The organism is Streptomyces sp. NPDC043853, from assembly GCF_056436025.1.
Window position 1 is genome coordinate 37,531 of sequence record NZ_JBWKDJ010000008.1, and the last position, 26,379, is coordinate 63,909.

The following is a 26,379-nucleotide window of genomic DNA, read 5'->3' on the forward strand; positions in this document are numbered from 1 at the left end:
GTTGGCTGTGAGCTTCTTCAGGCGTATCTATGAGCGGCGCTCCTGGAGTGCCGATTCGATTAGCTTCGGCAGAGGGGATGGGTTGTCGGCCTTCCGGCCGCGTACCTTCTCGGGTCGCTCAGTGACTCGGGAAGGGTCTCTTCAGCTTGTTGCCGTGTATGCCTGTCAGTCCCTAATTGCTGACGGGATCAGCATGCTCCCTATCGACCACCTGACGAAGACGGGTGGGATTCGGAAGAAGCTTGAGGGTCGCAGGTCTCCCGCGTGGATCCACCAACCCAACCCGCATCAGACGACGTACGAGTTTTGGCACCGTGTCGTCACGTCGCTTCTGTCTGACGGAAACGCATTCATTGCGACCGACCGCGATACAGGCGGGGAGGTTATGGCGCTCTATTGCCTGCATCCACAAGATGTGGAGATTGTTGACGGGCCTGTTGGCGCCAAGGCGTTCAGGGTTGGAGGAGAGGAACGGCTCTTTGACCCCTCGCAGATTCTGCACATTCCCGCATTCGCTGTTCCGGGATCATCGCGCGGCCTTTCCCCTCTGGACGTTGCTCGGGAAGCTATCGGCCTGGGGCTGACGGCCCAGGAATTCGGTACCCGCTTCTTTGAGCAGGGAACCACGATGACGGGTGTCATCGAACATCCGGGGAGTCCGAAGCCCGACGAAGCGCGAGTTCTGCGCGACATGTTCCGGAAGACTCACGCTGGTGTGAAGAACAGCCACAGTGTTGGTGTGCTGACTGGCGGTGCCAGTTTCAAGCCCATCACCATTGCGCCGGAGCAGGCACAGTTTTTGGAGACGCGGAGATTCCAGAAATCTGAAATCGCTCTCCTGTATCGCATCCCCGCCTATCTAGTCGACAGCTCGGTTACGTCCACCTGGGGAAGCGGGATCGAGGAACAGAACAAGTTCTTCGTGGATCAGACGCTCATGCCCTGGATCGTTCGGATCGAGCAAGCTGTTTCAACGTTCCTCCTGCCGCGCGGCGAGTACATCCGCTTCAACGTGGACGCACGGCTTCGGGCGAAGACGAAGGACCGATACGAGGCGTACGCGGTGGCGATCAATAACGGCTTCATGTCCCGGGATGAAGTCAGAGCCTTGGAGGACCTTCCGCCGCTTCCCGACGGCCAGGGCGCAGGGTTCATCCAGCCGCTGAACATGGCTCAGATTGGCCAGCAGACGGCCTGACTGGCGGAACGATGCGAGCCCCAGCCGGCCGGAGGAAAAGCCCGCTGGGGCCCGCACAGGGACGCTTGTCGCTCACGCTGCGTCCCTTCCAGTGCGCCCTTTGGTGCTGTTGTGGTTGCCGTCCCTCAGGGCACGCCGGGGGCCTGGTTCACTTCATCTCGCACCACCACGGCGAACGAGGTGCACATGCGCCGGAAGGACCGGTGATTGCTCAGGCCGGTATGGCTCATGCATTCGACGTCGACGGCCGAACTATCCGTCGACGGCTTCGCCTTCCAATTGCAGCGAAGGCACTCGGCCTCGAATGTCACGTCAGTGTCCGGGTGTTGGGTGATCCGGTGTCTGACGTACCGCAGGAGCGAGCGGGTCACCGCTTGCCCCGTGTCCGATGCGGGTGGTTGCGGATCTCGACATCGGCATCTGTCGCCGCCGACAGGTTTCCTCTGTCCCGCGCTTCCCGCCGCTGATTCACCAGCGCGGTACACACGCCGCACCCTGGTGCCGGTTCCGGAGGAATGTTCGGGAGCGACAAGTGAACGGGCGGTGCCATCGTCGTCTTTGTCTTGCTCATCGCTCGGTGCCTCCCCGGCTCGGCTGGTGACAGCCATGATCCCGTGGAAGGTGCGCCGAGCCGAGCTTTATTCGCGTTGTCGGGTAAACAACGCTGACCACTCAGCGAGGAGTTCCCGGCATTCGTCTCCGAACAAGGCGTACGACTCGTACCTCTCGAAATCCTCGCGGTACGCGTTCACATCTCTGTGGTCACGGAGTATCAGGGCACCCGTTCCCGTTTCCACTGTGACCAGTCGCCGGTCATAGACCGTGAATGTGTTCAACGGCCGCTCAGGGATGCATCCGCCCAATGGGATGATGCCTAGTCGCACGTTCGGGATACGGGAGATAGAGGCTAGCCAGTCCAGCTGCATGGCCATACCTAGCGGTGGCAGCAGCGGCCACCTGGCGGCTTGTTCCGTGAGTAGGAACGTGAACGATTTCGATGGATCGCGCAGGATGCTTTGGCGTTCCAGTTTCTTCGCAACGGTTTTGGATTGATCTCCGGGCACGTCTGCAATGCTGGCACGCACATATTCAGGCGTGGCCAGCAGGCCAGTAATCATGGAGAGCAAGAAGAATCGGAACTCTGTCGACGCCGCTTCGAGCCTCGCTAGCTCGTTCTGTTTCTTATCCAAGCCCCTGCGCCGCGATGACCAATGGTCCTGCCACTCCGTGTTTGCCGTACGGGCTAGGGACAGAAGTTCTTCCGCTATCGGTCCGCCTGCTTCGAGCGCCTCCAAGATCAGCTCTACATCGACGATGGCTGGTGTGAGCTTGCCACTCTCCATGTTGCTGATCTTGGTTTGCGACATGTTGCAGCGGCGGGCGAGCCAGGTTTGTGTTCTCCCGGCTCGCTTCCGCAGCGTGCGCATCGCTTCCGCTAGGTCCGACCTGGACTGACCTAGCCGTTCAGGCTCAAGCGTCAAGGCCCTTCACGTACTCCTCAAAGGGCACCGACTCGCTGACCGCGATTCGTTGGAACTCGACGTACGTGGACACGTCCCCCTCGAACACCTCGCGGTTGATCTGTCGACCGTCCGGGTGGTAGTTCATCAGCACCACCTCGGTTCTGTCGAACATCCAGAAATCCTGCACCCCTCGCAAGGGATTTCCTCGGCCGGTCACATCGAGAATGCGGATCTGCTCGCCGGCCAAGGCATGTGGTGCGTAGTACTGGGAGAACTCGAATCGCAGGTAGTCCGAGAGCGGGCGGGTCACGATGTGCACGCGCCCCTGTGAGCGCCCTTCTGTGACTTGTCGACGCAGCCGGTCAGTGTATTCATTCGAAACGCCGTGCGGGTCGATACGGGCCCCGGCGTTGAATGCGGCGAATTCCTCGGCCTCCTGCGGCATGAGGTACTGAGGTAGCGTCTCAAGCCTCCACGCTTCCCGCTGGAAGTTCTCGAAGCGTGCCGACCATTCCTCACCAGCCAAGTGCACGTACAGCCTCCCTGAGAACAGCTTCCGGGATCTCCACCAGGCCCTCGCCCTCGGGCGGAGTGAAGACGTTGGTCACCTCGCCTTGAACGACGATCGATCCGCTGGCGGTCACGTAGACGTTGGGGCAGTCGTCCTTGCCGCAGGTGCCGTTTCCGTTGCCGGTGAGCCGGGTCAGTTCCTCGCGAGCCATGCTGAAACCCCCTTGTCCTGGCCCCGGTTGGGGCCTCGGGGAACGACGCTACGAGGGTTGGTCACGGGCGTCTATGCGGCATCGCCAATATTCGCGTTGTCGGGTAGACGGCTTCATGATGGCTCGGGGCCACTCACAGCCTTCACCGTGAGTGGCTGTCGCTTCCGCCTGCTCGGGGTGCTGGCAAGGGCAGAGAACGGGGTGACCTGGGCAGGGGGCTGGGGCTCCCTCGCGGGCTTCTCGGGCAGGCCGAGGGCGCGCAGTGCCTCTTGCTGCTCCTGGAGGCTCAGGCGGGCGAACAGGGCCGCAGCGTCGTCAAGGTGAGACATGCCCGGCCCCTACGCGCTTGCCAGAGACAGCTTCGCGGCGAACCCCAGGAAGAGCACCCCGGCGGCCGAGGTGACCCCTGCGCTGAGCCTCCTTCGGCGACGGAACGCAGCAGCCAGACGAGACCCGCCGAAGATGAGCGCAGACAGGTACAACATGCTTGCCATCTGGAGCAGTACGCCCAGCGTCACGAACCCCACGATGGGGTTGGACTCTGACACGAACTGCACGAAGAAGGACAGCAGGAACAGGATGGCCTTCGGGTTCAGCAGGCTGACCACCAGCGCCCGCCGGTAGGGGCGCTCGGCCGCGGGGACCGCCGCCGCGGCCGGCTCTCCGTCCGCCGCACCGGCGTGCTCCGGCTCCGCCCGGCGGGCCTTGCGGTCCCGCCACATGGCCAGGGCGGCCCGCATCATGCCGACGGCCATCCAGGCGAGGTAGCCGGCACCCAGGTACTTCACGATGCCGAACAGCAGCGGGCTGGCCTGGAGCAGCGCCCCGGCACCGACCGCCGCCAGCACCATCAGCACGGCGTCGCCGGTGAACACCCCGGCGGCGGCCGTGTAGCCGGCGCGCACCCCGCGGCGGGCCGCGACGGACAGCACGTACAGCGAGTTCGGCCCCGGCAGCAGGATGATCAGCGCCAGGGCGGCGAGATAGGTCGGAAGGTCGGTGACACCCAGCATGGGCAGGAGTGTCCCACAGGGTTGCACCTGACATTCCAGTGGGTTTCCGTGAGTTTCACCATGTGGAATCGGCCGGTACGTAACTGCCCCAGACCTGTCGCAGCGCGTTGCACACCTCCCCCACGGTGGCCCGGGCGCGCAGCGCCTCCCGCATCGGGTAGAGCACGTTGTCGGTGCCCCCTGCCGCAGCCCTCAGCTCCGCCAGGGCCGCGTCCACCGCCGCCCCGTCGCGCCCCGCCCGCAGCCGGGCCAGCCGTTCCCGCTGCCGGACCTCGATCGCCGGGTCCACGCGCAGCGGCGCGTACGGCTCCTCCTCGTCCAGGGTGAAGCGGTTCACGCCGACCACCACCCGTTCCGCGCTGTCCGTCTCCTGGGCGATGCGGTAGGCGTTCCGCTCGATCTCCGCCTTCTGGAAGCCGCGCTCGATCGCCGCGACCGCACCGCCCATCGCCTCGACCCGGTCCATTAGCTCCACCACGGCCTCCTCCAGGCGGTCCGTCATCGACTCCACGACGTACGAGCCGGCGAACGGGTCCACGGTGTGCGTGACGTCCGTCTCGTACGCCAGCACCTGCTGGGTCCGCAGGGCCAGCCGTGCGGACTTCTCCGTCGGCAGGGCGATGGCCTCGTCGAAGGAGTTGGTGTGCAGCGACTGGGTGCCGCCGAGCACCGCCGCCAGCCCCTGGACGGCCACCCGGACCAGGTTCAGCTCCGGCTGCTGGGCGGTCAGCTGCACCCCGGCGGTCTGCGTGTGGAAACGCAGCATCAACGACCTGGGGTCCTTCGCCCCGAATTCCTCGCGCATGACCCGGGCCCAGATCCGGCGGGCGGCCCGGAACTTGGCCACCTCCTCCAGCAGGGTGGTGCGGGCGACGAAGAAGAAGGACAGCCGGGGCGCGAACGCGTCCACCTCCATGCCGGCGCCGATCGCGGTGCGGACGTACGCGATCCCGTCGGCCAGGGTGAAGGCGACCTCCTGCACGGGCGAGGCCCCCGCCTCGGCCATGTGGTAGCCGGAGATGGAGATGGTGTTCCACCTAGGGATCTCGGCCCGGCAGTACCGGAACGTGTCGGCGACCAGCCGCAGGGAGGGCGCGGGCGGGAAGATGTACGTCCCGCGCGCGATGTACTCCTTCAGTACGTCGTTCTGGACGGTCCCGGTCAGCCGGTCGCCCGGTACGCCCTGCTCCTCCGCGACGAGCTGATAGAGCAGCAGCAGGAGGGAGGCGGGGGCGTTGATGGTCATCGAGGTGGAAACCCGGTCGAGCGGGATGCCGTCGAACAGCACCCGCATGTCCTCCACCGAGTCCACCGCCACGCCGACCTTGCCGACCTCGCCGTGCGCGAGCGGTGCGTCGGAGTCGTGGCCCATCTGGGTGGGCAGGTCGAAGGCCACGGACAGGCCGGTGGTGCCGGCCTCGATGAGCTGCCGGTAGCGGGCGTTGGACTCCGCGGCCGTGCCGAATCCGGCGTACTGGCGCATCGTCCACGGGCGGCCCGTGTACATGGTCGGATAGACGCCCCGAGTGAAGGGGTATTGCCCCGGTTCGCCCAGACTGACCGCTGGGTCCCAGTGTGTCAGGACCTCGGGCCCGTACACCGGTTGCAGGGGCAGTCCGCTCTCGGTGAATCCACTCCTCGGGTGTGACATCTGGCAGAAACCTCCATGACGCCGACCGGTCCGGTCCTGGTAGAACGTCTCCGCGCTGTCCCGGAACGCCCTCGGTCACAATGGCGCAACATCCCGGGACCGTCCGCAACCAACCACGCCCGCCAAGGCATCGAACTATGTGAAGCCACTGAATACCGGGGGACGAAGATGCATCGCCAGAACCGCAAGAGAATGACGTTCCGTGCGCTCGGCATGGCCGGCGCCGTCGTGCTCGCCGCGACCGCCACCGCCTGCGGACCGCAGGAGAAGAAGCCCGCGGCGCCGGCCGCGCTCGCGCCCTCTCCCGCCGCGGACAGCAGTTCCCCCGCCGCTTCGCCGTCGGCCTCTCCCGACGACAAGCCCGGCGATGCCTCTCCCTCGCCGTCCGCGTCGCAGTCCTCGTCCCCGTCGGCCTCCGCCTCCCCCTCGGCTTCCGCCTCGCCCGCCGTGAAGTACCTGATGGCGAACGGCGACGAGAGCGAGCAGGTGCGCGAGCTGCAGGCCCGCCTGCGGCAGCTGGGATACATGAAGCAGGCGCCCACCGGCTTCTTCGGCTCGAAGACCACGGCCGCCGTCAAGCACTTCCAGAAGAAGCAGGGGCTGACCGCGTCCGGTTCGGTGGACGACGCCACCTGGAAGAAGATCCAGGGCTCCAGCCGCAAGCCGACCGCCGACGAGCTGCGCCCGTCGACCACCAACGAGGTGGACGCGCCGGACCCGCGCTGCATGACGGGCCGGGTGATGTGCATCAGCAAGGAGAGCCGCACCCTCGCCTGGATGATCGACGGCAGGGTCGTCTCGACCATGGACGTCCGCTTCGGCTCGGAGAACACCCCGACCCGCGAGGGCGTGTTCAACGTGGGCTGGAAGGCCAAGGAGTGGACGTCGACGATCTACCACACCCCGATGCCCTACGCGATGTTCTTCAGCGGCGGCCAGGCGGTGCACTACTCGGCGGACTTCGCGGCGCGCGGCTACGCCGGGGCCTCGCACGGCTGCGTGAACGTCCGGGACAAGGGCAAGCTCTCGTCCCTCTTCAACCAGGTGCAGGTCGGCGACAAGGTCGTCATCTACTGGTGATCCGCGGACGGTGCGCCGGTGGTGTGCCGAAAGCCGCGGGACGGACCGGAGGCCCGTGACGGGCGAAGGTTCAAAGGGCGCGGGCAGGGCCGGGGGAACGTGCCCCGCCCGCGCCGGGTGCGCAGAGCCCAGGGGTACGGGGGGAACCCCGGCTCTTGCGCGGCCGATGACCAGTCGGCTCGTTATGTACTGCGCCGGCGGTTCGAAAAGTGTTACAGCCGGATGGCCGGGGCGATCTCCGTGCCGGATCCGGTGCCGGATTCGGCCCAGGATTCGGTGCCGGATCCGGTCCAGGATTCGGCGCCGGATCCGCTCGGTGCCGTCAGGCGCGGCAGGGCCGGACGGAGGGTCGGCGCCTGCAGGGTCCCGCCCGTGATGCCGTCGGCACCCTTGCGGCCCTCGGTTCCGTTCGAGCCCGAGCCGCCGGAGTGGTCCGAGTCGCCCGGACCGCCGCCGTCGCCGCCCTTGCCGCCGGTGCCCCCGGTGTCCCGCTCGTCGGAGTCCCCGTTGAGCAGCCGGTCGCAGAACCGGTCGATGCCCGAGACGCCCTTGGCGGCGCGGGCCAGCTTGTCCCGGCCCTCCGCGGTGATGCGGCCCGCCCGGTGCGCCCGGCACAGGTCGGCCACCCGGATCATCCGGCTCCCGGGGTCCCTGACCCCGCCGTCGATGCCGGCGCCCAGGTCCGTGTCCCGGTCCGGACCGTCGCCGCCCCCGGGCCCGTTGCCGCCGGTGCCGGGCTGACCGGAGCCGGCCTCGGGTCCCGTCGTCGTACCGCCGGTGCCCGAGCCGCCGGGGGACCGGTCGTCGTCCCGGAGCCGGCTGGGGCCGCCCTCCGGGGTGACGGGCCCGGTGGTGCCGCCGACCGCCCGCTCCCCCGCGGAGGTGCTGGGGCCGGTGGTGACGGAGACGGCCGGGCGGGGGTCCGCGGCGTTGTGGAAGGTGCCGTTGAACAGCCCGGAGCCGGCCGCGGCGGCGGCCCCGCCGAGGGCCACGCTGGCCGCGGCGGCGGCCAGGCCCAGCCGGAGCGAGTGGTTGCGTACGGGGCGGCGGACGGTCGTCCGTCCCAGTGCCACCAGCGGGCCGTGGCCGTCGGCGCGCTGCGCCGCGTACTCCGCTTCGTGTTCCGGTTGGGCGCCTGCCGGGCCGCGGGCGGTACGGAAGGCGGCCAGTGCGGCGGCTTCACCGGGGAGTTCGGATTCGGCGGGCGCGGCGGAGGCCGCGAGTTCGTCGAGCACCGCGCGTAGACGCCCGGCCTCATCGGCTGCGTGCCGGTCCGCGACAGGCCCGACCGGCTCGCCCCGCAGCAGTCCCTCCGCCGCGGCCGAGTCCAGCCACCTGTTGCGATCGTCGGCCATCACATGTCCTTCTGCGTCCGCCAACGTGAATGCGTCACACCGGTTCGCTGTACGAGATCCCCGCCCGGGCCGCGTTGCGCCGGAACGGCGTCGAGATCGCGCGGGCCCCCCGCGTCCGCGGCGTCCGCGGCACGGCTGGAGGCATTATGGCCGACTTCCGGTCCGGACTCCGCTCCGTGTTCGGCCCCCAGCATCTCGGCCAGCTTCTTCAGGCCCCGGTGGGCGGCGGTGCGGACGGCTCCGGGCCGCTTGCCGAGGGTTTCGGCGGCGCTCTTGGCGTCGAGTCCGACGACCACGCGCAGGACGACGGCCTCGGCCTGGTCCTGCGGGAGCCGGGCGATCAGGGCCATGGTGCGGCCGGTGGAGAGGGCCTCCATCGCTTCGCCGTAGGTGTCGGAGTCGGCGGCCCGGCCGGTGAGCTCCGTCTCGTCGCCGCCGACGGCGGGGCGGCGGCCGCGCATCCGTATGTGGTCCAGGGCCCGGTTGCGGGCGATCCGTGCGGACCAGCCGCGGAACCGGTCGGCGTCACCGGAGAAGGAGGGCAGGTCGCGGGCGATCTGCAACCAGGCCTCGGAGGTGACGTCCTCGGCCTCCGCATCGCCGACCAGCGTCCGTACGTATCCGAGCAGGCGCGGGTGCACGGCGCGGTACACAGTACGGAACGCGCTTTCGTCGCCCTGCTGTGCCGCGAGCACCGCGGCGGTCAGCTCCGCGTCGTCCCCCAGCAAAGTCCCCAACCCGTCCACTGTCCTGTACGTCCTGCGCAAATCAGCACGTTACGGCCTTCGGGCACCTACGTCCACGAGTTGTACAACCAGCAACCATTCCTGCGCGGAGCGAGGTGTGACACAAAACGCACTCAGGACGCTGACAGAGGTACGGGCTTGTCGCACGAGCCCGTGTCGGAACGGCGGCCGGGGCCTCTCCTGTGGGGGGTGGCGGCCTCGGTCGCCTTTCTCCGTTCTCCACCTCCCCCCAGTCTCACACCTCCTCCGGCCTTCTCGTCCGGGTGAAATCAGCCGCTGCGTGCGGTCTGCGCGCGTCCACGTCGCTAGCGTTGGGCACACCCCACACGTCCCGAGGAGCCCCACGCTGTCCAGCCCCCTCCCGGCCCAGGTCCGCGGAAGCGCCCTCGCACGGTTCAACGCCGCCGCCACCGAGGCCGCCGAGCGGGTGCTGCTGCGGTGTTGCGGCAGCCGCCGCTGGGCGCACCGGGTGGCCGCGCACCGCCCGTACCCGGACCTGGGCGCGCTGTTGGCGGCCGCCGACGAGGCCTCGTACGACCTGCGTCCGGCGGACCTGGCGGAGGCGCTGAGCGCCGAGTACCCCTCGGAGCTCCACGAGGGGGCCCCGTACGCGGCGCACCTGGCGCTGGACGCCGCGCACGCGGAGTACGAACGGAAGTTCGGGCACGCCTTCGTCATCTGCCTGGCCGGACACCCGGTGGAGGAGCACCCGGACGCGGTGCTGGCGGGCATCCGGCAGCGGATGGGGCACGAGGAGGAAGAGGAGCGGGCCGTCTCCGCGGACGAACTGCGCCGACTGGCCCAGGCCCGACTGGCCGCGCTCGCCGAACTCGCCGCCCCGACCGAATGCGAAATGCCCCGATCGTCGGGATCGCCGGAGATCCAGGGTCCGGAATCGCCCGGTTCGCCCTTGTGGGATAGCCCGTCCGTGCCTGTTTGATCACACCGCTGGCCCCCGCGCGAGGGAACCGACAACTCGTCGCTACGATGTCGGGGGCCGGTGGACCGTACCCGGCCGGGCCCGACCGACAACGAAGCCGGCTGGCCCCCGCCCCGCTTCCGGAGGGTTTTCCGTGCCGGCTGGAACGTTGTACCGCGGCCGGGAAGGAATGTGGTCCTGGGTGGCTCATCGAGTCACCGGCGTCCTCATCTTCTTCTTCCTGTTCGTACACGTCCTCGACACCGCTCTCGTCCGCGTCTCCCCCGAGGCGTACGACGATGTCGTGGCTACCTACAAGACTCCGATCGTCGCGCTGCTGGAGTACGGCCTCGTGGCCGCCATCCTCTTCCACGCGCTCAACGGTCTCCGTGTCATCGCCGTGGACTTCTGGTCCAAGGGCCCGCGCTACCAGAAGCAGATGCTCTGGACCGTCGTGGGCATCTGGGTCGTGCTGATGGCCGGGGCCGTCTACCCCGTCCTCGGCCACGCGGCTGCAGAACTGTTCGGGAAGTGACGCCGATGTCCTCTGACACTTCTTCCGCGATCGGCGACGTCCAGGGCGCCTCGCTCTACGACGTCGACAACCCGGCCCCGTACATCGAGGCCCCGCGCAAGCGCACGTCCAAGACGCCCCGCGCGACCCGCGGCAACTTCGAGATGGCCGCCTGGCTCTTCATGCGCCTCTCGGGCATCGTCCTGGTCGTGCTGGTCATCGGCCACCTGCTGATCCAGCTCGTCCTGGACGGCGGCGTGAGCAAGATCGGCTTCGCCTTCGTGGCCGGCCGCTGGGCCTCGCCGTTCTGGCAGGTCTGGGACCTGCTGATGCTCTGGCTGGCGATGCTGCACGGCGCCAACGGCCTCCGCACCGTCATCAACGACTACGCGGAGCGTGCCAACACGCGGCTGTGGCTGAAGGGCCTGCTCTACACCGCCACGGTGTTCACCATCCTTCTGGGCACGCTGGTGATCTTCACCTTCGACCCGAACATCCGCTAGGCAACGGGGCTGAGGCGACAAATCTCATGAAGATCCACAAGTACGACACCGTCATCGTCGGCGCCGGCGGCGCCGGCATGCGCGCCGCCATCGAGGCGACGAAGCGCAGCCGCACCGCCGTGCTGACGAAGCTCTACCCCACCCGCTCCCACACGGGCGCCGCGCAGGGCGGCATGGCCGCCGCGCTGGCCAACGTGGAGGAGGACAACTGGGAGTGGCACACCTTCGACACGGTCAAGGGCGGTGACTACCTGGTCGACCAGGACGCCGCCGAGATCCTGGCGAAGGAGGCCATCGACGCCGTCCTCGACCTGGAGAAGATGGGCCTGCCGTTCAACCGGACCCCGGACGGCACCATCGACCAGCGCCGCTTCGGCGGCCACTCGCGCGCCCACGGCGAGGCCCCGGTGCGCCGGTCCTGCTACGCCGCGGACCGCACCGGTCACATGATCCTCCAGACGCTGTACCAGAACTGCGTGAAGGAGGGCGTGGAGTTCTTCAACGAGTTCTACGTCCTCGACCAGCTGATCGTCGAGGAAGACGGCGTCAAGAAGTCGGCCGGTGTGGTCGCGTACGAGCTCGCCACCGGCGAGATCCACGTGTTCCAGGCGAAGGCCGTCATCTACGCCTCCGGCGGCACCGGCAAGTTCTTCAAGGTGACCTCCAACGCGCACACCCTGACCGGTGACGGCCAGGCCGCCTGCTACCGCCGGGGCCTGCCGCTGGAGGACATGGAGTTCTTCCAGTTCCACCCGACGGGCATCTGGCGCATGGGCATCCTGCTGACGGAGGGCGCCCGCGGTGAGGGCGGCATCCTCCGCAACAAGGACGGCGAGCGCTTCATGGAGAAGTACGCGCCGGTCATGAAGGACCTCGCGTCCCGTGACGTCGTGTCCCGCTCCATCTACACGGAGATCCGTGAGGGCCGCGGCTGCGGTCCCGAGGGCGACCACGTCTACCTCGACCTCACCCACCTCCCGCCGGAGCAGCTGGACGCCAAGCTCCCGGACATCACCGAGTTCGCGCGCACCTACCTGGGCATCGAGCCGTACACGGACCCGATCCCGATCCAGCCCACCGCGCACTACGCCATGGGCGGCATCCCGACCAACGTCGAGGGTGAGGTCCTGTCGGACAACACCACCGTCGTCCCGGGCCTGTACGCGGCCGGCGAGGTCGCCTGCGTCTCCGTGCACGGCGCCAACCGCCTGGGCACCAACTCGCTGCTGGACATCAACGTCTTCGGCAAGCGCTCGGGCATCGCGGCGGCCAGGTACGCGGCCGAGAACGACTACGTCGAGCTGCCGGAGAACCCGGCCCAGCTCGTGGTCGACCTGGTCGAGCGGCTGCGCAACTCCACGGGCAAGGAGCGGGTCGCCGACCTGCGCCTGGAGCTCCAGGAGACGATGGACGCCAACGTGATGGTGTTCCGTACGGAGCAGACCATCAAGACGGCGGTCGAGAAGATCGCGGAGCTGCGCGAGCGCTACAAGAACGTCTCGGTCCAGGACAAGGGCAAGCGGTTCAACACGGACCTGCTGGAGGCCATCGAGCTGGGCAACCTGCTCGACCTGGCGGAGGTCATGGCCGTCTCGGCCCTGGCGCGCAAGGAGTCCCGCGGCGGCCACTACCGCGAGGACTACCCGAACCGCGACGACGTCAACTTCATGCGCCACACCATGGCGTACCGCGAGGTCGCGGCCGACGGCACGGACTCCGTCCGTCTCGACTACAAGCCCGTCGTCCAGACCCGCTACCAGCCGATGGAGCGTAAGTACTGATGGCCACCCCCACCCTGGAGAAGGAGGCGGCGACCGACTCCGCCGCCTCCCCGTACATCACGGTCACCTTCCGGATCCGCCGCTTCAACCCCGAGGTGTCGGACCAGGCGGAGTGGCAGGACTTCCAGATCGAGATCGACCCGAAGGAGCGCGTGCTCGACGGTCTCCACAAGATCAAGTGGGACCTCGACGGCACGCTGACCTTCCGCCGCTCCTGCGCGCACGGCATCTGCGGCTCCGACGCGATGCGGATCAACGGCAAGAACAGGCTCGCCTGCAAGACGCTGATCAAGGACATCAACCCGGAGAAGCCCATCACCATCGAGGCCATCAAGGGCCTCACGGTGATGAAGGACCTCGTGGTCGACATGGAGCCCTTCTTCCAGGCGTACCGCGACGTCATGCCGTTCCTGGTCACCAAGGGCAACGAGCCGACCCGCGAGCGCCTGCAGTCCGCCGAGGACCGCGAGCGCTTCGACGACACCACCAAGTGCATCCTGTGCGCCGCGTGCACCTCCTCGTGCCCGGTGTTCTGGAACGACGGCCAGTACTTCGGCCCGGCGGCGATCGTCAACGCGCACCGCTTCATCTTCGACTCGCGTGACGAGGCCGGCGAGCAGCGGCTGGAGATCCTGAACGACAAGGACGGCGTGTGGCGCTGCCGCACGACCTTCAACTGCACCGACGCGTGCCCGCGCGGCATCGAGGTCACGAAGGCGATCCAGGAAGTCAAGCGCGCGCTGATCACGCGCCGCTTCTGACCTCCGCAGGTCGGCGTTGCGTACGAGGGCCCCGCACCCGGTCTCCACGACCGGGGGCGGGGCCCTCGCCCGTTCGGGTGAGCGCGCCACATCCGGCCGCGCGGGCCCTTCCCGTCTTAGGATGATGCTCTCGACAGCAGCCCACGGGAGGCACGTGATGTCCGCAGCACCCGCTGAGCGTCCCCACACCGAGCACAGCGAATGGCCGCTCATCGACATGGCCAACCGGCTCATGGAGCAGAACCCGGGCGCCCGCGTCGAGATCATCGGAGGACAGATCCTCGTGTCGCCACCAGCAGACGGCGCCCACGCGCGGGCCCTCACCAAACTCATGCGCCCGTTCATCGCCGCGGGGCTCGACGATATGGAAGCCGAGGTGCTCCAGGCCATCGGCATCTGGCTTCCCGACGGGCGCGAGGACTACGCCATCCCGGACCTCTCGATCGTCGACGCCGACCTGGAAGACCACCACATCGAGAACAACTGCTACGACCCCGTCGTCTTCCGGCTGGTCCTGGAGGTCACCTCCAGCAACTACCGGACCGACCTGCGCGACAAGGTGACGGCCTACGCCAATGCCAAGGTCCCCGTCTACGTGATCATCGATCGCAAGCACAACCGCCTGCACGTCCTCACCGACCCGGCGCAGGACGAGTACGCCACCCACCGCGTCCACGCACCCGGCGAGACCGTCACCCTGCCCGAGTCCGTCGGGGCAAAGGTCACCCTGGATGTGGAAGCGGTCCTCGCGGCCGCGCGGCGCAAGCCCGAGGCGGAGTAGCGCAGCCCGCCACCGGGCTCGTAGGGGTGGCCTCAGGGTCGGCTCGGGGGACTCCCCGATGGGCCGGTGATCTTCGCGGCGGAAGACTGAACCGCATGACGAAGACCTCGAACTCCGCATCGCGCAAGGCTCGTTGGATCACCCTGGCAGCCGGAACGGCACTGCTGGCGACCGCGGTCGGGACGCTGCCCGCAGGGGCGGCCGAGCGTACGCCCGCCCACTCCGCTCCCTCCTACTCCGCCACCGTGGACGTCCGCGAGCGGATCGACCCCGGCGCCCTGCAGAAATCCCTGGGCACACTGCCGGACGGGGTCGCCTCCGGCGCCATGGCCCGGGTCGGCGGCCGGGACGGGAAGTGGACGGGCACCGCGGGAAACGTCTCCGGTGATCCCGCCGCCTCGTTCCGGATCGGCAGCATCACCAAGCTGTTCACGTCCACGATCACCCTCCAGCTGATCGCGGAGGGCCGGCTGGCCATGGACACCCCGGTCCAGGAGGTGCTCCCCGGCACCCTGCCCGCGCACTGGGCGCCGATCACCGTCGAGCAGCTGCTCAGCCACACCAGCGGGCTCCCCCGCCCCGCCTGCTACGAGCAGGGCCGGTCGTACACCCCGGCCGAGTTCATCAAGACCATCACCGAGTGCCCGGAGGCCGGGGATCCCGCCACCGGGGAGCAGATCCGGCAGATCTACATGGGGTCCAACTACTTCCTGCTCGGCATGGTCGTCGAGAAGGTCACCGGCCGCACGTACACCGAGGAGCTGGACCGCCGGATCATCCGGCCGCTGGGTCTGCGGCACACCCACCTGCCGGCCGCGGGCGACACCTCCATGCCCGCCCGTACACTGGCCGACCTGCCCCCGGCCGACCCGTGGCCCTGGGCGGAGGGCGGGATGGTCTCCAACGCCCCCGACCTGGAGCGGTTCCTGACCGCCCTGCTGCGCGGCCGGCTGCTGCCGCCCGCCCAGCAGCAGCTGCTCTTCGCCAAGCCCGCGAACGCGGACACCAAGCGCCCGTTCAGCCGGGCCGGCGTCCAGTACTTCACCATCGACGGCACCGAGGTCTGGGGCAAGACGGGTAGCTACGGCGGCTACACCAACGGGCTGTTCGCCACCCGCGACCAGCGCCGCGTGCTGACCTACTCGCTCACCCCGCGGCCCGGCGCCACCGACACGGAGCTCACCGAACGACAGCTGAGGATTGCCGGAGCGGCGTTCTGAGATGGCCCTACCATCGGCTCCATGAGCGAGCAGCAGCCGAATCCGTACGCGAGCGACCCGGGCAGCGGCGAGTACAAGTGGGGTCCGGGCAATCCCAGTTACGGCTATCCGCAGCCCTACCCGGCGAGCCCGCCGCCGTACCCGGCGAGTACCCCGCCGTACCCGCAGGCCATGCCGCCCATCCCGGCCGCGGCCCCCGTGGCCTACCCCGGGCCGGGCGTGCCCGGCGGGGCCTTCTCCCTCGGTGACATCACGATCGTCGGGGACCAGATCATCACCCCCTCCGGCACGATGCCGCTCAAGGGCGCGATCTGGAACGCGGCGGACTTCTCCCGCACGGAGGAGAGGATTCCCGGACACGCCATCGCGCTGGCCGTCATCTTTGCCTTCTTCTGCCTGATCGGGCTGCTGTTCCTGCTGATGAAGGAACGGGTCACCACCGGCTACGTCCAGGTGACGGTGTCCAGCGGCGGCCGCCACCACTCCACGATGATCCCGGCCACCAACCCGATGGTCATGTCCTGGGTGATGAACCAGCTCAACTACGCCCGCTCGCTGAGCATCTGAGGTCCGCACCCGGGACCGCCGTATAAACAGTGCGCGGACGGCCGGGCAGTGGCAGCATCGCGGCGTGATTGTTTCTCATGATGTGGACGGGCCGGTCGACGGCCCCGCCGTGGTGCTGCTGCATTCCTCCGTGTGCGACCGGCGGATGTGGGACGGGCAGTGGAACGCGCTGGCCGGGGCCGGGTTCCGGGTGGTCCGGCCGGACTTCCGGACCTGCGGGCAGTCCCCCGCGGCGACCGAACCGTACAGCGACGACGGCGACGTGCTGGCGCTGATGGACTCCCTCGGCATCGGGCGGGCCGCGCTGGTCGGCTCCTCGTACGGCGGCCGGGTCGCGCTGCGGCTGGCCGCGGCGCACCCCGGTCGGGTGGAGCGGCTGGTGCTGCTCTGCCCCAGCGCGCCCTTCGAACCCACCGAGGACGTCAGGGAGTTCGGTGCGGCGGAGGACGCGCTGCTCGATGCCGACGACCTGCTCGGCGCGGCCGAGCTGAACGCCCGCACCTGGCTGGGGCCGGACGCGGACGACGCCACCCGGGCCCTGGTCCGGGACATGCAGCTGGCCATCTTCGAGGCCGGCAGGGACGCCGACTTCGAACTCGAACTCCGTGAGCCCGATCTGGACCTGGGCAACGTACGGGTCCCGGCCGAGGTCATCTCCGGGGCGCACGACCTGCCGGGCTTCCGCGAGCTCGCCCGCACCCTCGCCGACACCCTGCCGGAGGCCTCGTACACCGAGCTGCCCTGGGCCGGGCACCTCCCCGCGCTCGAACGCCCCGATGAGACGGCTGAGATGCTCCTGGACCGGCTGCGCTGACCGGTGGCATGGGCCGCCCCTTTCCTTCCCGGCCTGATCCGGTGACTCCTCCCCTTCGGGGACGAGGGGGCTTCTCGCTGCCTTTGCCGACGTGCCCGCACTGGGGGCAGGTCCGGGAGGTGTTGCGGGGGTCCACGGCGATCGCTTCCGCGCCGTTCGACGTACTCCGGCGGGTCTGAACGCAGGCCCGGCGGCCGGGTGCCGGGGCCCCGCCGTCCGGTACGGACGGCGGGCGGAAGCACCCCCCACAAGGTCGCTTGAACTTGTTCAAAAATGCCTCTACAGTCGTTCACGCCAAGCGTTTGAACACGTTCAAGGAGGCGGGGGGCATGGACCTCACCGTGGTCGCGTACGTCATCTACCTGCTCGTCAGCATCGGGCTCACCATCTGGGTGGCACGCACCCTGAGCCGCAACGGGCGCATCTTCATCGCCGACGTCCTGCGCGGGGACGAGAAGCTCGCCGACGCCGTCAACCACCTTCTGGTGGTCGGCTTCTACCTGGTCAACCTCGGCTTCGTGACCCTCTACCTGAAGGCCGCCGACGCCGTCCCCGACGCCCGGTCGCTGTTCGAGGCGCTCTCGGTCAAGCTCGGAGTCGTCCTGCTGGTCCTCGGCGTGATGCACCTCGGCAACGTCTGGGTGCTCAACAAGATCCGCCGCCGGGGGCTGATGGAGCGGCAGCAGACCCCGCCCGTGGCCCCGCAGGGCTGGGCGACCCCGGCCGGTGCGTGAGCCGTGCGCACCGGCACGCCGGTCCGCCGGCTGACCGTCCTCTACGACGCACACTGCCCGCTCTGCGTGCACATCCGGCACTGGCTGCTCGGACAGCGGTGGCTGGTGCCGCTCCGGCTGGTGCCCGCCGGGTCCGCCGAGGCCCGGCAGCGGTTCCCGGGTCTGGACCACGCGGCCACCCTGCGCGAGATCACCGTGATCGGCGACAGCGGGCAGATCTGGACCGGGACCGACGCCTTCATCGTCCGCCTGTGGGCCCTGGCGGAACACCGGCCGAAGGCCAACTGGCTCGCCACCCCGGCGGGCCGCCCCTTCGCCCGGGCCACCATGGCGGCCGCCGCCGCCTGGCGCGGGGCGACCCGTGACGGAGCGGCGGCCTGTGACGAGCGGTGCGAGATCCCCGGATAGGCTCGGACACCGTGACAGAGCAGAAAGCCCCCAAGAGCGAACAGACCCGCACGCTCATCCTCGAGACCGCGCTCCGGCTGTTCCAGGAGCGCGGCTACGACAAGACGACCATGCGGGCCATCGCCAAGGAGGCGGGGGTCTCGGTGGGCAACGCCTACTACTACTTCGAGTCCAAGGAACACCTGGTCCAGGGCTTCTACTACCGGATCAGCGCGGCCCACCAGGCGGCCGTGAGGCCGATCCTGGACCGGGAGACCGACCTCCAGACCAGGCTGTCCGGGGTGCTGACGGCCTGGCTGGACATCGCCGCCCCGTACCACGAGTTCGCCTCCCAGTTCTTCAAGAACGCGGCGGACCCGGAGAGCCCGCTGAGCCCCTTCTCCCCCGAGTCGGAGCCCGCGCGCAACGAGGCCATCGCCATCCACCGCGAGGTGCTGGCCGGGGCGAAGACCAAGGTCCCCGAGGAACTGGCCGACCTGCTGCCGGAATTGATGTGGCTCTCGCAGATGGGGCTGGTCCTGTACTGGGTCTTCGACCGTTCGGAGAACAGCGAGAAGACCCGCCGACTGGCCGAGCGCGGGGCCCAGCTGACCACCCGCGGCATCGTCCTGGCCCGGTTCCGGGTGCTGCGTCCACTGGTCCGCGAAGTCCACGAGCTGTTCACGGACTTCCTGCCGGGCATGGCCGAGGCGGCGTCGAAGCGCAAGAAGTGACCGGACGGGCACCTCGACCGCGACGAGCCGCCGCGGTCAAGGTGCCCGGACCTGGGCTATGCGTGGTACGAGGCGAGTTCCACCAGTGTGATGTCGGAGGGGGCGCCGACGCGGACCGGAGGCCCCCAGGCGCCGGCTCCGCGGGACACGTAGAGCTGGGTGTCCCCGTACCGCTCCAGTCCGGCGAGCGTGGGGTTGGCGAGGTCGGCGATGTAGTTCCCGGGCCAGAGCTGACCGCCGTGGGTGTGGCCGGAGAGCTGGAGGTCGACGCCGTGGGCCACGGCGTCGTGGATGACCACGGGCTGGTGGGCCAGGAGCACCGCGGCGCGGTGTTCCCGGTCGCGGTCGCCGAGGGCCTTCGCGAAGTCCGGGCCCTGGCCCTCGCTCTCGCCGGCGATGTCGTTGACCCCGGCGAGGTCGAAGAACGGGAGTTCCTCGCGGGCGTTCTCCAGGGGGTGCAGACCCAGTTCGCGGACGTGGTCGACCCACTGGGCGGCGCCGGAGAAGTACTCGTGGTTGCCGGTCACGAAGTAGGCGCCGTGCCGCGACTTCAGCCCGGCCAGGGGTGCGGCGGCGGGGCCGAGGTCGGCGACCGAGCCGTCGACGAGGTCGCCGACGACGGCGATCAGGTCGGGCTGGGTGGCGTTGACCGCGTCGACGATGCGGAGGGTGTGGGCGCGGCCGAGGACGGGGCCGAGGTGGACGTCGCTGACCACAGCGATCTTGAAGCCGTGGGCGGCGCGCGGGAGTTTGGCGAGGGGGACGGTGATCCGTTTGACGCGGGGGCCGCGGAGTACGCCGTAGGTGCCGTGGCCGACGGTGCCGGCCGCGGCCACGGCCGCGGCGCCGGCCAGGGCCCTGGCGACGAAGACCCGGCGGGTCAGGGCGGGCCGCGCGGGGGCCTCCGCGGCCCCGGCCGGGGGCGCTGCCGCAACCTCGGGCCCGGCTTCCGGCTCCGGCTCCGGCTCGACGACGGCCGTCGTCGGCGCGCTGCCCGTCGAGGCGGTCGCTTCGGAGCCGCCGGTGGGGGTGGGGGTGCCCTGCGGGGCGTTCTCCCCTCCCCGCCCCTTCCCGTAACCGGGCTGCCGCCCGGACCCGCTGGGGCTCTGCCCCGGACCCCGGTCCTGTGGCGCCGGACGGGCTGACGGTGCGGGCTCGGTCCCGGCCGGAACGGCATGCTCCGCCCCGGCTGGAGCGGGCGATAGGGCCGGCGCGGGCGTCCGGCGGAGGAGGGCGTAGCGGATCGGTTCCGCCACGAGGAGGGCCAGCGTCAGGTAGAGCAGCACCGGCAGCCACAGGTACCCCGGCCAGGCGACGGTCTGCTGGAGCCAGAACGGGGCGCCCGCACGGCCGGAGACCAGCGCGGCCACCGAGAGCAGCGGCAGCACCCACAGCGCGGCGGTGAGCGCGCGGCGCGGCCGGGAGCCCGCGGTGGTGGTGTCGCGGACCAGCCGGATCCACAGCCAGCGGTGGACGAGGGCGAGCAGGGTCAGGACGAGGACGGCGACCAGGGCGAACAGCACCACGGCCATCAGAGGGCTCCGCCCCGGCCGGCGTCCTCGCGCGCTGCCCGGCGCAGCGCCAGGACACCGCGCAACCCGATGAGGCCGACGGCCGTCCCCAGAAGGAAGGACGTGATCGCGAGCGTCAGGTGGACCCAGAAGTACGCCGTGGGGTCACCCGCGTCGGTGAAGGCGAGACCGCTGGCGTCCTTCCACAGGTTGCGGACGAAGGACACCCAGATGAACCAGCTCCACACCCCGAAGGCGAGCAGGAACCAGGAGGCGGCGCGGCCAAGTTTCATGGGCCCAGTATCCGGCCCGTCCCCGGGACGGACGCGTCGGGGTGGGCTGTCCCGGCGGTCCGTGCGGCGGGTTGGCCGAACGGATGTGATGAAACGACAAAATGAAGGTACGTTCACGTTCGTGTCTGCCATGAAGGCCCCGAAGACCACGGCGATGGTGCTGGCGAGCGCACTGGTGCTGCCGGCGGTGTTCGCCGCGCCCGCGCACGCCGACGACCCGAAGCCGGGCGGCAAGCCCCCCTCCCAAGCGCCCGCGAAGGCCCCCGCGAAGCCGGCGGCCGTACCGCCGCCGCAGATGTCCACCGTCGGCGGTGCCCGGCTGGGGCAGCCCGGCACCCAGGTGAACCTGCTGCCGGGCGCACCCCAGCTCCCCACCGACCTCAGCGGACGGTCCTGGATCGTGGCCGACGCCGAGTCGGGCGAGGTGCTGGCCGCCAACAACGCGCACTGGCGGCTGCCCCCGGCCTCCACGCTGAAGATGCTCTTCGCGGACACCGTGCTGCCCACGCTGCCCAAGGACAAGGTCCACAAGGTCGAGCCGGAGGAGCTGGAGGACGTCGGGCCGGGCAGCAGCGTGGTCGGCCTGAAGGAGCATCTCGACTACACGGTCCACGACCTGTGGATCGGGGTGTTCCTGGCCTCGGGGAACGACGCGGTGCACGTGCTGTCCGCCATGAACGGCGGCGTCGACAAGACGGTCAAGGACATGCAGGCGCACGCCGAGGAGCTGCAGGCCCTGGACACGCACGTGGTGTCCCCGGACGGGTACGACTCCCCCGGCCAGGTCTCCAGCGCCTACGACCTCACCCTGTTCGCCCGTTCGGGCATGCAGAAGAAGGACTTCCGGGAGTACGCGGGCACCGCCTCGGCGGACTTCCCCGGCAAGCAGGAGCCGGGCAAGCCCCGCGAGACCTTCCAGGTCCAGAACACCAACCGCCTGCTGGCCGGCTCTCACGGCCTGTCCCAGTACCCGGGGATCGCCGGCGTGAAGAACGGCACCACCACCCAGGCGGGCTCCACCTTCACCGGCATCGCGCAGCGCGGGAACAAGAAGCTGCTGGTCACCGTGATGAACCCGGCCGCGGGCGGCGGCAACGTCGTCTACGAGGAGACCCGGGCGCTGTTCGACTGGGGCTTCGCGGCGGCCGGGAAGGTCAAACCGGTCGGCGAGCTGGTGCCGCCCAAGAGCGCCGACACCCGCCCGCTCGGCTCGCCCGCCCAGTCGCACGAGAACACCCCGGCCGCCGCCGGAGGGGAGTCCGGCGGGCTGACCACGGCCGTCGCCGTCATCGGCGGCGTGCTCGCGGTGCTGGCCGGCGGGGTGTACCTGGTCAACCGCCGCTGGCCCCGCGCGCAGCGGGGGCGTCGCCCTCAGGAGTGAATTCCGCCGCGGAATCCTCCGCGGCGTCCTCCGGGCCGTCGGCGGCGGTCCAGGCGGCGCAGAACAACAGCAGCTTGGCGGTGAAGTTGATCCACAGCAGCAGGGCGATGGGCACGCCGAAAGCGCCGTACATGCTCTTCGCGGCGACCTCCCGCATATAGCCGCTGAGCAGCAGCTTCAGCAGTTCGAAACCGACCGCGCCGATCAGTGCCGCGAGCAGCAGCCGCCGGCGCGGCGGGCGGACCCCGGGCAGCAGGGTCAGCAGGTAGAGCAGCATCAGGAAGGCGGCGACCACGCCGACCCCGAAGGCGCCGGTGCGCAGCACGACGCCGCCGGCGCCCCGCTCGGGGATGCCGAGCCACTCCCCGAACCGGCCGACCGCGGTCGAGCCGAGGATGGAGGCGAGGGCCGAGACCAGGGCCGCCCCGCCGAGGCCGAAGAGGATCGCCGCGTCCTTGCCCTTGCGGACGACCGGGTTGCCCTCCTCCTCGTCGTCCTTCTCCCAGACGGCGCGCAGGCAGTCGCGCATGGAGCCGATCCAGCTGATGCCGGTGAGGAGCAGGATCGCGCCCGCGACCAGACCCACGGTGCCGGCGTTGTCGACCAGGCCGGTGATGTTCAGCTGGTCGGAGATCCCGGGCACCTGCTCGGCGAGGCCGTCCTCCAGCTTCTTCAGCTGCTCCTCGCTGAGCAGGGCGGCGCCGATGGCCGCGCCGACGGTGAGCAGCGGGAAGAGGGCCAGGAAGCTGATGAAGGTGATGGCGGCGGCGAGTCTGGTCCAGTGCACCCGGTCGAGACGCTCGTAGGAGTGCCAGAGGTGGGTCCGCATGAGGCGGGCCACCAGTGGGCCGATCACGGGCAGGTTCTTCAGCCAGTCCATGCCGTCACCGTAATTGAGCGCATGCAAATAGTCAGGATTGCCGCTTTTGGGCGCTACGGTCGTCCACTGTGACTTTTCGCCCGATGCATGTTCTGGTTCTGCGCAGGCTCAGGTACCTGGCTGTCCGCGTGCTGCCTCAGGGGCGGCGTACGGTCGGCTCGTCGACGGGTGAGCCCAGCTGTGCCGGGACACCGGTCGGGCCGGTGCCGAAGGGGTACTCGCACAGCTTGCGCCAGACCCCGTCTGAGCCCTGCTCGTAGAGCGCGAACCCGTCGCAGACCCAGGCGGCCGCGTAGTCCGCGAGCTCGGCGAAGGCGCGGTCCATCGCCTCCTCGGAGATCCCGTGGGCGACGGTGACGTGCGGGTGGTACGGGAAGGCCAGCTCACGGCTGACCGGCCCGTCGGGGGCGCGGACCTGGCTCTGCAGCCGGGTGCAGCCCACCGTGCCCTCGACGACCTTGACGAAGACCACCGGCGAGAGCGGGCGGAAGGTGCCGGTGCCGGCCAGCCGCATCGGGAACGGGCGGAAGGCCGCGGCCACCTCGGCGAGGTGGGCCCGGATCTCCGGCAGCCGCTCCGTCTCGGCCTCGGTGGGCGGGACGAGGGTGACGTGCGTGGGGATGCCGTACGCGGCGGCGTCCCCGAAGCCGGCGCGCAGCTGCTGGAGCTGGCTGCCGTGCGGCTCCGGGACCGCGATCGAAACGCCGAGCGTAACGGTCCCCACGTATGTCTCCTCGCGTCTGGTGTGTGACTGGGTGGTGGCCGGGCGGCCGGGTGTCGGCCGGGCGGCCGGGTGTCCGTCTGCAGGCCGTGGTCGGGGTGCTGGCCCCAGTGTGCGGCCGACACCCCCCTCACGGCCAGAGCCGCCCGTGCCCGAGTGCGCGCCCGGGGCTTGATCAGTGCTGCGCCGGGAGGAACCCGATGCGGTCGTAGGCCCGGGCGAGGGTCTCGGCGGCGACGGTACGGGCCTTCTCCGCGCCCCTGGCCAGCACGGCGTCCAGCTCGGCCGGGTCGTCCAGGTACTCCTGGGTGCGCTGCTTGAAGGGTGTGACGAAATCGACCATCACGGCGGCGAGGTCGGTCTTCAGCGCGCCGTAGCCCTTGCCCTCGTACTTCTCCTCCAGGACCGGGACGGCGGTGCCGGTGAGGGTGGAGTAGATGGTCAGCAGGTTGCTGACGCCGGGCTTGTTCTCGGCGTCGAAGCGGATCTCGGTGCCGGTGTCGGTGACCGCGCTCTTGATCTTCTTCTCGGTGGCCTTGGGCTCGTCGAGGAGGTTGACCAGGCCCTTGGGGCTGGACGCCGACTTCGACATCTTGATCGCCGGGTCCTGGAGGTCGTAGATCTTCGCGACCTCCTTGACGATGTGCGCCTGCGGGAGGGTGAAGGTCTGGCCGAAGCGCTGGTTGAAGCGCTCGGCGAGGTCGCGGGTCAGCTCGATGTGCTGGCGCTGGTCCTCGCCGACCGGGACGGAGTCCGCCTGGTACAGGAGGATGTCGGCGACCTGCAGGATCGGGTACGTGAACAGGCCGACGGTGGCGTTGTTCACGCCGCCCTTGGCGGACTTGTCCTTGAACTGGGTCATCCGGCTGGCCTCGCCGAACCCGGTGATGCAGTTCATGACCCAGCCGAGCTGCGCGTGCTCGGGGACGTGGCTCTGGACGAAGAGCGTGCAGCGCTCCGGGTCCAGGCCGGCCGCGAGCAGCTGGGCGGCGGACAGCCGGGTGTTCGCGCGGAGGTCCTTCGGATCCTGCGGCATGGTGATGGCGTGCAGGTCGACCACCATGTAGAAGGCGTCGTGGGTCTCCTGCAGGGCAACGTACTGGCGGATGGCGCCCAGGTAGTTCCCGAGGTGGAACGAGCCGGAGGTGGGCTGGATACCGGAGAGCGCGCGAGGACGGTCAGAGGCCATGGGGCCATTCTCGCAGGTGCGGGGGCGGCCCATGGCCGCGATCGCCCGGAATCGCGGCCTCCGCTGCTGTCTGCCGCGCGGGGCTCCGACGCTACCGGCAGGTAGCGCCGGAGCCGACGGGATCCGACCCGCCGGCGGCGTCGGGGCCGGCAGGGCTAGGACACCGGGAGGCCCGGGGCAGGGTGGTCGGCGAGGAGGGCGGTGACCTCGGCGCGGATGCGGGCGAGGGCCGGCTCGTCGCCGGAGGCCGCCGCGGTGACGGCGCGGGAGATCCAGTCGGCCACGGCCGGCATGTGCTCGGCCCGCAGGCCGCGGGAGGTGAGGGAGGGCGTGCCGATGCGGATGCCGGACGGGTCGAACGGCTTGCGCGGGTCGAAGGGCACCGTGTTGTAGTTCACCACGATCCCCGCCCGGTCCAGCGCCTGCGCCGCCACCTTGCCCGGGACCTCCCGGCGGGTGAGGTCGATCAGGATCAGGTGGTTGTCGGTGCCGCCCGAGACCAGGTCGAGGCCCCGGTCGAGGAGCTCCGCGGCCAGCGCCTTCGCGTTGGCCACGACCTGGTGCGCGTACGCCGTGAAGGAGGGCTGCGCCGCCTCGTGGAGGGCCACCGCGATGCCCGCCGTGGTCTGGTTGTGCGGGCCGCCCTGCAGACCGGGGAAGACCGCCTTGTCGATCGCCTTGGCGTGCTCGGCCCGGCACATCAGCATCGCGCCGCGCGGCCCCCGCAGGGTCTTGTGGGTGGTGGTCGACACCACGTCGGCGTACGGCACCGGCGAGGGGTGCGCGCCGCCCGCGATCAGGCCCGCGATGTGCGCCACGTCCGCGACCAGGACCGCGCCGGCCTCCTTCGCGATCGAGGCGAAGGACTCGAAGTCGATCGTGCGCGGCAGGGCGGTACCGCCACAGAAGATGATCTTCGGGCGTTCGGCGAGGGCGAGGTCCCGCACCGCGTCGTAGTCGATCCGCCCGGTGTCCGCGCGGACGCCGTACTGCACGCCGCGGAACCAGCTGCCGGTCGCCGAGACGCCCCACCCGTGCGTCAGGTGGCCTCCCATCGGCAGGGCCATGCCCATCACGGTGTCGCCGGGCTCGGCGAAGGCCAGGTACACGGCCAGGTTGGCCGGCGAGCCGGAGTACGGCTGCACGTTGGCGTGGTCCACGCCGAACAGCCCCTTGGCCCGCTCGATGGCCAGGGCCTCGATCCGGTCGATGTTCTGCTGGCCTTCGTAGTACCGGCGGCCCGGGTAGCCCTCGCTGTACTTGTTCTGCAGGACGGTGCCGGAGGCCTCCAGCACGGCCGCGGACACGTAGTTCTCGCTGGGGATCAGCCGCAGGGTGTCCGCCTGCAGCCGCTCCTCCGCGGCGACCAGCGCGGCGAGTTCGGGATCGGTGGACAACAGGGCGGGATGCGGGACGGGCTGGCGCGCGGTCATCGCGGCTCCTCCGGGGTCGAGTGTCGTT

Annotated in this window: 29 protein-coding genes; 15 read left to right on the forward strand and 14 right to left on the reverse strand. The window is 69.8% G+C overall.

The genetic code is table 11. The features are described from left to right. Positions 1–121: 121 nt before the first annotated feature. On the forward strand, positions 122–1,198 hold the full coding sequence (locus AC067U_RS21490; RefSeq protein ID WP_478831630.1) for a phage portal protein: 1,077 nt from the start codon (positions 122–124) through the stop codon (positions 1,196–1,198). Positions 1,199–1,323: 125 nt separating this feature from the next. Here AC067U_RS21490 and AC067U_RS21495 read toward each other — a convergent pair whose 3' ends face one another. The 6 genes from AC067U_RS21495 to AC067U_RS21520 form a co-directional block, all read right to left on the reverse strand. Beyond that, entirely contained in the window at positions 1,324–1,806 is a 483-nt protein-coding gene (locus tag AC067U_RS21495; protein ID WP_478831356.1) for a DUF7848 domain-containing protein, read from the reverse strand. A 30-nt stretch (positions 1,807–1,836) separates the two neighbouring features. After that, entirely contained in the window at positions 1,837–2,679 is an 843-nt protein-coding gene (locus AC067U_RS21500) for a helix-turn-helix domain-containing protein (protein WP_478831357.1), read from the reverse strand. Next, positions 2,669–3,193 (reverse strand): DUF6879 family protein, encoded by a 525-nt coding sequence (locus AC067U_RS21505; protein ID WP_478831358.1) that lies wholly within the window; start codon positions 3,191–3,193, stop codon positions 2,669–2,671. Before AC067U_RS21505 ends, AC067U_RS21500 begins: the two co-directional genes overlap by 11 nt. Continuing rightward, entirely contained in the window at positions 3,177–3,383 is a 207-nt protein-coding gene (locus AC067U_RS21510) for a hypothetical protein (RefSeq protein ID WP_478831359.1), read from the reverse strand. Before AC067U_RS21510 ends, AC067U_RS21505 begins: the two co-directional genes overlap by 17 nt. Positions 3,384–3,721: 338 nt before the next feature. Further along, positions 3,722–4,396 (reverse strand): leucine efflux protein LeuE, encoded by a 675-nt coding sequence (gene leuE / locus AC067U_RS21515; RefSeq protein WP_478831360.1) that lies wholly within the window; start codon positions 4,394–4,396, stop codon positions 3,722–3,724. 55 nt (positions 4,397–4,451) lie between these two features. After that, positions 4,452–6,047, reverse strand: coding sequence for an acyl-CoA mutase large subunit family protein (locus AC067U_RS21520; RefSeq protein WP_478831361.1), 1,596 nt, complete (start codon positions 6,045–6,047; stop codon positions 4,452–4,454). A 192-nt stretch (positions 6,048–6,239) separates the two neighbouring features. Here AC067U_RS21520 and AC067U_RS21525 point away from each other — a divergent pair, with 192 nt between their 5' ends. Next, positions 6,240–7,127, forward strand: a complete 888-nt coding sequence (locus AC067U_RS21525; protein WP_478831362.1) for a L,D-transpeptidase family protein — start codon at positions 6,240–6,242, stop codon at positions 7,125–7,127. A gap of 212 nt (positions 7,128–7,339) precedes the next feature. Here the strand turns inward: AC067U_RS21525 and AC067U_RS21530 are convergent, their stop codons facing one another. After that, positions 7,340–8,482, reverse strand: coding sequence for a hypothetical protein (locus AC067U_RS21530; protein ID WP_478831363.1), 1,143 nt, complete (start codon positions 8,480–8,482; stop codon positions 7,340–7,342). After that, positions 8,482–9,210, reverse strand: a complete 729-nt coding sequence (locus tag AC067U_RS21535; protein ID WP_478831631.1) for an RNA polymerase sigma factor — start codon at positions 9,208–9,210, stop codon at positions 8,482–8,484. The genes AC067U_RS21530 and AC067U_RS21535 overlap by 1 nt, the downstream gene beginning before the upstream one ends. Positions 9,211–9,574: 364 nt before the next feature. On the opposite strand from AC067U_RS21535, the gene AC067U_RS21540 reads away from it, so the two are divergent. From AC067U_RS21540 to AC067U_RS21595, 12 genes are all read left to right on the forward strand, one after another. Continuing rightward, positions 9,575–10,168 carry a 2-oxo-4-hydroxy-4-carboxy-5-ureidoimidazoline decarboxylase gene (locus AC067U_RS21540; RefSeq protein ID WP_478831632.1) on the forward strand — a complete coding sequence of 198 codons (594 nt, stop codon included), beginning with the start codon at positions 9,575–9,577 and terminating at the stop codon, positions 10,166–10,168. A 133-nt stretch (positions 10,169–10,301) separates the two neighbouring features. Next, entirely contained in the window at positions 10,302–10,682 is a 381-nt protein-coding gene (gene sdhC, locus AC067U_RS21545; RefSeq protein ID WP_478831364.1) for a succinate dehydrogenase, cytochrome b556 subunit, read from the forward strand. A 5-nt stretch (positions 10,683–10,687) separates the two neighbouring features. Then, entirely contained in the window at positions 10,688–11,164 is a 477-nt protein-coding gene (locus tag AC067U_RS21550; RefSeq protein ID WP_478831365.1) for a succinate dehydrogenase hydrophobic membrane anchor subunit, read from the forward strand. A gap of 26 nt (positions 11,165–11,190) precedes the next feature. Then, positions 11,191–12,945, forward strand: a complete 1,755-nt coding sequence (gene sdhA / locus AC067U_RS21555; RefSeq protein ID WP_478831366.1) for a succinate dehydrogenase flavoprotein subunit — start codon at positions 11,191–11,193, stop codon at positions 12,943–12,945. Then, positions 12,945–13,706 (forward strand): succinate dehydrogenase iron-sulfur subunit, encoded by a 762-nt coding sequence (locus tag AC067U_RS21560; protein ID WP_478831367.1) that lies wholly within the window; start codon positions 12,945–12,947, stop codon positions 13,704–13,706. The genes sdhA and AC067U_RS21560 overlap by 1 nt, the downstream gene beginning before the upstream one ends. A gap of 157 nt (positions 13,707–13,863) precedes the next feature. Next, positions 13,864–14,487, forward strand: coding sequence for a Uma2 family endonuclease (locus AC067U_RS21565; protein WP_478831368.1), 624 nt, complete (start codon positions 13,864–13,866; stop codon positions 14,485–14,487). A 95-nt stretch (positions 14,488–14,582) separates the two neighbouring features. Further along, on the forward strand, positions 14,583–15,707 hold the full coding sequence (locus AC067U_RS21570) for a serine hydrolase domain-containing protein (protein WP_478831369.1): 1,125 nt from the start codon (positions 14,583–14,585) through the stop codon (positions 15,705–15,707). A gap of 21 nt (positions 15,708–15,728) precedes the next feature. Beyond that, a complete protein-coding gene (locus AC067U_RS21575; RefSeq protein WP_478831370.1) occupies positions 15,729–16,274 on the forward strand; it encodes a hypothetical protein in 546 nt (181 codons plus the stop codon). 64 nt (positions 16,275–16,338) lie between these two features. Continuing rightward, on the forward strand, positions 16,339–17,088 hold the full coding sequence (locus AC067U_RS21580; protein WP_478831371.1) for an alpha/beta fold hydrolase: 750 nt from the start codon (positions 16,339–16,341) through the stop codon (positions 17,086–17,088). Between the two features lie 329 nt (positions 17,089–17,417). Next, positions 17,418–17,822 (forward strand): hypothetical protein, encoded by a 405-nt coding sequence (locus AC067U_RS21585; protein ID WP_478831372.1) that lies wholly within the window; start codon positions 17,418–17,420, stop codon positions 17,820–17,822. A gap of 3 nt (positions 17,823–17,825) precedes the next feature. Continuing rightward, the gene (locus AC067U_RS21590; protein ID WP_478831373.1) at positions 17,826–18,230 is read left to right on the forward strand and encodes a thiol-disulfide oxidoreductase DCC family protein; all 405 of its coding nucleotides are present in this window, start codon (positions 17,826–17,828) and stop codon (positions 18,228–18,230) included. A gap of 11 nt (positions 18,231–18,241) precedes the next feature. After that, positions 18,242–18,943: a TetR/AcrR family transcriptional regulator gene (locus AC067U_RS21595; protein WP_478831374.1), complete on the forward strand. Its 702-nt coding sequence runs from the start codon at positions 18,242–18,244 to the stop codon at positions 18,941–18,943. A gap of 56 nt (positions 18,944–18,999) precedes the next feature. Here the strand turns inward: AC067U_RS21595 and AC067U_RS21600 are convergent, their stop codons facing one another. After that, entirely contained in the window at positions 19,000–20,475 is a 1,476-nt protein-coding gene (locus tag AC067U_RS21600) for a metallophosphoesterase (protein ID WP_478831375.1), read from the reverse strand. Further along, on the reverse strand, positions 20,475–20,747 hold the full coding sequence (locus AC067U_RS21605; RefSeq protein WP_478831376.1) for an SCO4848 family membrane protein: 273 nt from the start codon (positions 20,745–20,747) through the stop codon (positions 20,475–20,477). Before AC067U_RS21605 ends, AC067U_RS21600 begins: the two co-directional genes overlap by 1 nt. A gap of 130 nt (positions 20,748–20,877) precedes the next feature. Between AC067U_RS21605 and AC067U_RS21610 the strand changes: the two genes are divergently transcribed. Continuing rightward, complete coding sequence (locus AC067U_RS21610) at positions 20,878–22,128, forward strand: D-alanyl-D-alanine carboxypeptidase family protein (protein ID WP_478831633.1); 1,251 nt, start codon at positions 20,878–20,880, stop codon at positions 22,126–22,128. Here the strand turns inward: AC067U_RS21610 and AC067U_RS21615 are convergent. The 4 genes from AC067U_RS21615 to AC067U_RS21630 all read right to left on the reverse strand — a co-directional run bounded on the left by AC067U_RS21615 (position 22,079) and on the right by AC067U_RS21630 (position 26,351). Continuing rightward, entirely contained in the window at positions 22,079–23,008 is a 930-nt protein-coding gene (locus AC067U_RS21615) for a YihY/virulence factor BrkB family protein (RefSeq protein ID WP_478831377.1), read from the reverse strand. The two genes, AC067U_RS21610 and AC067U_RS21615, sit on opposite strands and share 50 nt — an antisense overlap. 136 nt (positions 23,009–23,144) lie before the next feature. Beyond that, positions 23,145–23,732, reverse strand: a complete 588-nt coding sequence (locus AC067U_RS21620) for a 2'-5' RNA ligase family protein (RefSeq protein WP_478831378.1) — start codon at positions 23,730–23,732, stop codon at positions 23,145–23,147. A 172-nt stretch (positions 23,733–23,904) separates the two neighbouring features. Further along, entirely contained in the window at positions 23,905–24,918 is a 1,014-nt protein-coding gene (gene trpS, locus AC067U_RS21625; protein ID WP_478831379.1) for a tryptophan--tRNA ligase, read from the reverse strand. Between the two features lie 155 nt (positions 24,919–25,073). Next, positions 25,074–26,351, reverse strand: coding sequence for a serine hydroxymethyltransferase (locus tag AC067U_RS21630; protein WP_478831380.1), 1,278 nt, complete (start codon positions 26,349–26,351; stop codon positions 25,074–25,076). Between the last annotated feature and the right edge of the window lie 28 nt (positions 26,352–26,379).